5 protein-coding genes are annotated in these 7,053 nt (G+C 58.4%); 3 read left to right on the forward strand and 2 right to left on the reverse strand.

What is annotated here, in order from left to right; translation table 11 throughout:
• Window positions 1-41 precede the first annotated feature (41 nt).
• Window positions 42-1,349 carry a cation:proton antiporter gene (locus tag F8I07_RS07705; protein WP_292657958.1) on the forward strand — a complete coding sequence of 436 codons (1,308 nt, stop codon included), beginning with the start codon at window positions 42-44 and terminating at the stop codon, window positions 1,347-1,349.
• Between the two features lie 103 nt (window positions 1,350-1,452).
• Here the strand turns inward: F8I07_RS07705 and F8I07_RS07710 are convergent, their stop codons facing one another.
• Both F8I07_RS07710 and F8I07_RS07715 read right to left on the reverse strand, forming a co-directional pair.
• Window positions 1,453-1,800: a hypothetical protein gene (locus tag F8I07_RS07710; RefSeq protein WP_292657960.1), complete on the reverse strand. Its 348-nt coding sequence runs from the start codon at window positions 1,798-1,800 to the stop codon at window positions 1,453-1,455.
• Between the two features lie 137 nt (window positions 1,801-1,937).
• Window positions 1,938-3,110 (reverse strand): porin, encoded by a 1,173-nt coding sequence (locus tag F8I07_RS07715; RefSeq protein WP_292657962.1) that lies wholly within the window; start codon window positions 3,108-3,110, stop codon window positions 1,938-1,940.
• A 198-nt stretch (window positions 3,111-3,308) separates the two neighbouring features.
• Between F8I07_RS07715 and F8I07_RS07720 the strand changes: the two genes are divergently transcribed.
• Both F8I07_RS07720 and F8I07_RS07725 read left to right on the forward strand, forming a co-directional pair.
• The gene (locus tag F8I07_RS07720; RefSeq protein WP_292657964.1) at window positions 3,309-5,849 is read left to right on the forward strand and encodes an HAD-IC family P-type ATPase; all 2,541 of its coding nucleotides are present in this window, start codon (window positions 3,309-3,311) and stop codon (window positions 5,847-5,849) included.
• On the forward strand, window positions 5,846-7,053 hold a 1,208-nt coding region (locus F8I07_RS07725), incomplete at its 3' end, for a cation-translocating P-type ATPase (protein ID WP_292657967.1). The genes F8I07_RS07720 and F8I07_RS07725, both read left to right, overlap by 4 nt.

The following is a 7,053-nucleotide window of genomic DNA, read 5'->3' on the forward strand; positions in this document are numbered from 1 at the left end:
CTCGATTATTGAGCATAATTTTTAATACCAAAGGAGCCTTTGTGCACCATTTCGCCCCCGAAATCCTCCTCATTACCATCCTGAGCCTGGTGGTCCTCTCCGACGCCCTGGCGGCACGACTCCGGATCCCCTCGGTCTTTTTACTGTTGTTGGGCTCCTTCGCCGTCTATACCTGGTTCCGGGTCGCAGTCCCCATCGATCTGAAGGAGCATTTCGATACGGTGATACTCTTCTGTATTCCACTGATCTTCATGGGGGATGCCCTGCATCTGCATTTTGCCGACCTGCGCAAACATGCCTGGGGCATCTTCTATCTGGCCGTCGTGGCGGTGGCCCTCTCGATCGTTGCCGGAGCAAGTCTGGCGACTTTTGATCTTTTCCCGCAGATCACGCTGGGGGGCTATGTGGCACTCTTCGCCATCAACATGGCTACCGATGCGGTGAGTGTCCAGTCGGTCCTTTCGCGTTTTTCGGGAGTCGATCACGATGTCAAAGTCCTCATCGAAGGGGAGTCACTGGGCAACGACGCTACGGCGGTCATCGCCTTTTTCTTCATTGGGCTGCCCTGGATGATGCAGGGGCAGATCGATGCCGGCGGGGCGGCGCTGGATGCGCTGCGGGTCTTCGTTTTCAGTACGGTGATCGGCTTGGGGTTGGGGTATGGATTCCATCTCCTGATGAAACTCTACTCCGACAAGCGGGGGGAGCTCTTCACCTTCGTCGTCGAAGCCTATGCCGCCTATTTGCTGGGGGAGTATTTCCACCTCAGCGGTATCCTCACCCTTATCGTGGCCATCGTCTCCACCAAAGCCTGGATCGACCGGGATATCGAAGCGGAGGAGCAGCGGCTCGAGCGGAAAAAACGCAGCTTCCTGCAGCGGATGAGACTGTCAGGTGTGCTGGCGACGACCAAAGAGCGGCTGGAGTATATCTACGAAATGGCCAGCGAGTTCGGATATATCGCAGCGGTGGTGATCTTTTTCGTTCTGGCGGAGATGGTGGACCCCGCCAAGCTCTGGGAGTATCGCCGGGAGATTCTGGTCATGTTCGGAGTCACCACACTGATCCGTGCCCTCTCCATGGCCAAATTCGCCTGGTTCGGCAATCGATTCAAAGTGATCAAACCCGTAGGATTCGAGGGATGGTTCATCCTCACCTTCTCGGGGATGAAAGGGGCGCTGTCGATCATTCTGGTCCACATGATCCCCGCCGACTACCCCTACCGGGAACTCTTCGAAACGGTCACCGTGGGGGTAGTGATCCTCTCCATCTTTGTCTACGGGACGGTGCTCTGGGCCTGGTTTACTTTCCGTCCCAAAGAGGAGGTTCGGCTCTTTGAAAAGTCCTGACCGATTCACAAATTGTGCGTCATTCCGGACTCGATCCGGAATCCAGGCCATCGGAGCCTATCGGTTCCTGGATCCTGAAACAAGTTCAGGATGACGAAGCGGCCTAGAGGGTGGATTCAGTCTCTGTCTTGTGGCGCCACTCGTAAAAGATCCACCCCAGCAGTGTGACGCCGATGCCCAGATTGATCCAGCTTCCGCCTTCTTCAAAGAGCTTCTCCAGCAGCCAATAGACTTGGCGTCCCATGGCGTCGGGTTCCTGTAGCATCTGCGCATGGGCCCAGGCGGCAATCTCCTTCCCTCGCCAAAAGCCGATGATCTCCGGCAGGATAAAAAAGAGCACCGTGCCCAGAACCCCCCAGAGATTGGGGGTGGGTTTGAGGGAACGGGCGCTTTGGCGCAGCACCGGATTGGCGGCGGCGCGGCGGGCGGCTTGTTTGATGCGTCGTTTCATTTTCCAAATTCCGTGGATGGTTTTGTGAGTCGTATCGGTTGATATTATTGTAGTCATATTCTGGAAATAATCAATGAAAAGAGGAAGAAGGAAAGCGATGGATGACATCGGGCAAACGCCCGATAGGAGGAAAGAGGTTAAAACTTATAATTGAGCTGAACAGTCAGTCCCAGCTCGCTATGTTTGTTTTTAACCTGGGCGCCGGACCCGAACATGGCACTGACGTCCGCGGAACTATCCTTGTTGAAGCCGTAAACCGCAGTGACATCAGCCGAGAAATTTTTACTGAAGGCATAGGTACCTCCCAGTGTAAAGTGATTCTCTTGCGTTGCGGGGAATCCCAGTAAGTTAAACATGTCGATAGCGGGGTTCCCCGAGGCTTTGATGGGAGTTTTTCCATGATTGAATCCAATTCTGGCTGACCAGGTCCCTGCGTCATATTGGTATCCGATGGCGAAAACATCCTGATCGTCCCAGTTGAACTCTTTGTACCCGGTGGCATGGCTCCAGAGGATCCGCTTCCAATCGATGGCGATACCGTGGGGTCCGCTTCGCCATCCCAGGCCGATTCCAAATTCGGCCGGCTGATCCAGATGGGAGCCGAAACTCAGACCGAAGGGGGCAGTGGCCGTTGGGATGGCGTTGCCGTAATCCATCTTGATTTTGGTTTTGTAGACGGCACCGACGGTAAAGCCGGTTCCAAAATCATAGGTAGCACCGAGAGAGGCTCCCAGTCCAAAGTCCTGATGCTGGCCGTCCCCGACATTGGTCCCGCCGTAGTTGTAGTGGATATCGAGAGAGCCGTATTGGAGGATCGGAGCGATTCCTAGGCTCAGACCGCCGAACTTGTAAGCGACGGGAACGGCAAACTGCATCAACTGCAAAGTTGTTTCCATATCAAAAAGATCGGGATGCCCCCGAAAGTCGGTTCCCATTCCGGCTGTTCCCCACATTCCCGCACCGATATGCAGGCCGTTGTCCAGATGGCTGACCGCGGCCACGGCGGGAATCATACTGATATCCGCATCGCTCTTACTCTTTTTCCCCCCGCTCATAGGTGTTTCCGTTTTGATGGAAGGCATAAAAATTGTGCCCCCGAAGCTGATCTCCGTATCCTGGACATGGGTGATGAGAGCCGGGTTGACCAGGGTGGACTCGGCCCCGTGGCTAAAGGCGATACCGGCGCCGCCCATGGCGCGGGTCTTGGCCCCGACACCGACAAGGGTGTCTCCGTTGGTGGCGTAGAGGGCTGTCGATGCGACCATCGAGAGGATTACAGTGCTTTTCATAAAGTGGTGCTTTAATTTCATTTGCTTTCTCCTTGGAATAAATGCTTTGATGAAGAATAACCGAATATAAATAAAAATAAGATTAAATTATTTAATGAAATTAAAATAACAATATAAAAACCATAAAAATTATTGAACAAAGTTATGAAATCTAGTATCTCAAAAAGGGGTTTCTCTTAGAGTTCCGACAAATTGTATAATTAAGTAAGGAGCCAAAAAATGAATGATCAGGTTTTGGGAGAATTTCTGCTGCTGCTTTCGTTGATGTTCGGCCTGAGCTATTTCCTGGCCGGTTTCCTGGAGCGTCTCAAGACCCCCGGGATCCTGGCGGCGCTTTTTGTGGCGATGGGGGTTCACTATACCCCGCTGGGCACGATGCTCACCAAAGGGATCGACGGCGAGATCTTTACAGTGTTGGCCGATTTTGGGGTCCTTTTTCTCCTCTTTTTCATCGGTTTGCAGATCGATATGAAGGAGATGCGCGCCCAGAGCGGCGAGATCGTCCTGGCGACGGTGCTCAATACGGCGGTTCCCTTTCTGATGGGAATGGGAGTGATGCTTTGGCTGGGATACGGTTGGACCCTGGCTTTTGTCATCGGGATGACCCGGATGCCCACGGCCGAGGCGGTGATTGTCCCGATCCTCGACGAGTTCAAGCTGCTGCGGACCAAAGTGGGCAACTATATCGTCGGGGCGGGGGTGCTTGATGATGTGATCGAAGTCTTCCTGGTCGCCTTCGTCTCCATCTGGATCAGTGAAAAGAGCGGCCTGGTCACCAGCGATACCCAGGAGATCTGGACCGTGGCCATGAATGTGGCGATCTTCATCGCCGTCGCCTGGTTTGTTCGGCGCTTCGTGCTGGTTCCTCTCTCCCGCTGGACTCAGGTCAAGGTCTCCAACCTGGTCATGATGATGATCCTGGTCCTTTTCCTCTTCGGCGGCTTTGCCGAGTATGCCGATCTGGGCCTCGTGGTGGGGGCCATCGTGGCGGGGATTCTGATGCGTCCGGTTTTCGACGCTGCAGGAGAGCCGGGTGAGCGGGCCGATCGGGCCACCCGGGCCGTGGCCTACGGCTTTTTCGGGGTGATCTTTTTCCTCTGGGTGGGAATGAGCGTCGATCTGGAGGGGATGGTCAAGGCCCCCGAGCTGGCGATCCTCCTCTTCCTGGCCGCCTTCGTGGGAAAACTGGTCGGGATCTTCCTGATGGTTCCGATGAAGAAGCTCACCGTCAAAGAGGCCTGGACCATCGGAATCGGCCTCAACGCCCGGCTCACCACCGAGATCATCGTCGCCAAGCTCCTGCTGGACGCCCAACTGATCGATACTCAGCTTTTCACCGCCCTGGTGGCCGCCTCGTCGGTCTCCACGATCGTCGTGCCGCTCCTTTTCTCGGTTCTGGTGGCCCGGTGGCGGGAAGATCTCATGCGCTCCGCTCCGGTAGCGTCTCCGGCCTCCGGCGCCGCCCCGCAGGCACCTGAAGAGGCGGAGACTCCCTGGCATGCCAAACCCCTCCGGGCGGTGCTGGAGCTGCTGCATACCGATCCGAAAAAGGGGCTCGATGACGAGGAGGCGCGGAAACGGCTGGGGATCTACGGCCCCAACCGGATCGAAGCGGTTCACAAGGAGAAGTGGTACTGGATCCTGCTGCGGCAGTTCACCGACGTGCTGATCCTGATCCTGCTGGTGGCGGCGGGGATCTCCTTCGCCATCGGGGAGATGGGAGACGCCCTCACGATCCTGGCCATCGTCATCCTCAACGGGATCCTGGGCTTCGTCCAGGAGTTCAAGGCCGAAAAGGCGATCGAGGCGCTCCAGCGGATGCTCTCTCCCCAGTGCCGGGTCCTCAGGGAAGGAAAGGAGCGCCAGATCGAGGCGACGGAGCTGGTCCCGGGCGATATCGTCCTGCTGGAGATCGGCGATCGGGTGCCGGCCGATCTGCGGCTCGTGCAGGCGGTGAACCTCAAAGTGGACGAATCGCCCCTCACCGGGGAGTCGGTTCCGGTAGCCAAGAGCCTCAAGGCGGTCCCTGAAGAGGCACCGCTGGCGGAGCGGAGCGACATGGTCTGGATGGGAACGAGTGTCACCAACGGCTACGCCCGCGGTGTGGTGGTGGCCACGGGGATGGCGACTGAGTTCGGCAAGATCGCCCGCCTCACCAGCGAAGTGAAACAGACCCGTACTCCCCTGCAGAAAAAGCTCGCCGTTCTGGGCAAGAAACTGGGAATCCTCTCCATCGCCATCTCGGCACTGGTGGCGATCGTTGGCTATCTCTTCGGCAAAGACCTGATGGAGATGTTCCTGACCGGTATCTCTCTGGCGGTGGCGGTGGTCCCGGAGGGGCTGCCGGCGGTGGTGACGATCACCCTGGCCCTGGGGGTCAAGGCGATGGTACGCCAGCACGCCCTGCTGCGACGGCTCCAGGCGGCGGAGAATCTGGGAAGCGCCAACGTCATCTGCACCGACAAAACCGGGACCCTGACCCAGAACCAGATGACGGTGCAGAAGATCTGGCTCTTCGGCGGGGCGGTGGACGTCACCGGCAGCGGCTACGATCCGGCGGGACATTTCGAAGCGGACGGAAAGCGGGTCAACTACAAAGCCCGCAAAGATCTGCAGCTCCTGCTCAAAACCGGTCTGGTCTGCAACCACGCTTCTTTGAGCAAAGAGGAAGCAGGGTGGAAGATCACCGGCGAGCCCACCGAGGCGGCGTTGATCGTCGCGGCCTACAAGGCGTGGCTCAGCCCGGGAGACCGAAGGTGATCAGCGAATTTTCCTTCAACTCCCAGCGCAAGCGCATGACCGTGGTGGTAGAGGAGAACGGTCAGAAGGTCGCCTACGTCAAGGGAGCGCCCGAAGTACTCCTGGAGCGGGCTGCCTGGTACCTGGAGGGAACCGAGAAGAAGCCGCTGGACGATGCGGCCCGCAAACGCTTCGAAGCGGCCTATGTTTCACTGGCCAAGTCGGGGCTGCGGACTTTGGCCCTGGCCAAGCGGATCCTGCCGGAGGAGACGAAGCTCGATCCCGACGACGTGGAGAAAGACCTGACGCTGCTCGGGGTCGTAGGGATCATCGATCCGCCGCGCCCCGAAGTCCCCGAAGCGATCGCCACGGCCCGCCGGGCCGGAATCCGGGTGATCATGATCACCGGCGACGCCCCCCTGACGGCCCTGGCCATCGCCCGGCAGGTGGGGCTCGACGCGCCCCGGGCCGTCACCGGAAACGAGCTGGCGGGGATGGACGACGAGGCGCTCCGCACCGCGCTCAAGGAGGGGGTGATCTTCGCCCGGACCACCCCGAGGGACAAACTGCGGATCGTCAAGGCCCTGCAGGACGAAGGGCTCGTGACCGCCATGACCGGGGACGGGGTCAACGACGCCCCGGCGTTGAAACGGGCCGATATCGGCATCGCCATGGGATTGCGGGGGACCGACGTGGCCAAAGGGGCCGCCGACATGATCCTCCTGGACGACAATTTCGCCTCCATCATCGGTGCGGTGCGGGAGGGTCGGCGCCAGTACGACAACATCAAAAAGTTCGTCACCTATCTCCTCTCCTCCAATACCGGGGAGGTGATCGCCATCTTCGTCAACATTTTACTGGGCGGGCCGTTGATCCTGCTGCCGGTGCAGATCCTGTGGATGAACCTGGTCACCGACGGGATGACGGCAGTGGCCCTGGGGCTCGAACCGGCGGAGAAAGGGATCATGGAGCGCCCGCCCCGTTCGGTCAACGCCCCCTTCCTCCAGCTGCGGGGAATCATCATGATCATCCTGCTGGGGAGCTGGATCGGAGGTGGAACACTCTGGCTCTTCCACCACTATCTCGCGTCGGGACTGCCCCAGGCCCAGGCGGTGGCCCTGGCCCAGACGGTGGCCTTCACCGGGATCATCATTCTGGAGAAGATGAACGTCTTCAACTACCGGAGCCTCCGGGCCCCCATGCCGGTGATCGGCTTTTTCTCCAA

Origin of the sequence: Nitratifractor sp. (genome assembly GCF_015487065.1) — a bacterium.
Classification (GTDB): domain Bacteria; phylum Campylobacterota; class Campylobacteria; order Campylobacterales; family Sulfurovaceae; genus Nitratifractor.

Excerpts from the sequence above, each read along its gene's own strand:
- F8I07_RS07720 (WP_292657964.1), top strand. The coding sequence starts at position 3,309 with ATGAATGATCAGGTTTTGGGAGAATTTCTGCTGCTGCTTTCGTTGATG.
- F8I07_RS07710 (WP_292657960.1), bottom strand. The coding sequence starts at position 1,800 with ATGAAACGACGCATCAAACAAGCCGCCCGCCGCGCCGCCGCCAATCCG.
- F8I07_RS07715 (WP_292657962.1), bottom strand. The coding sequence starts at position 3,110 with ATGAAATTAAAGCACCACTTTATGAAAAGCACTGTAATCCTCTCGATG.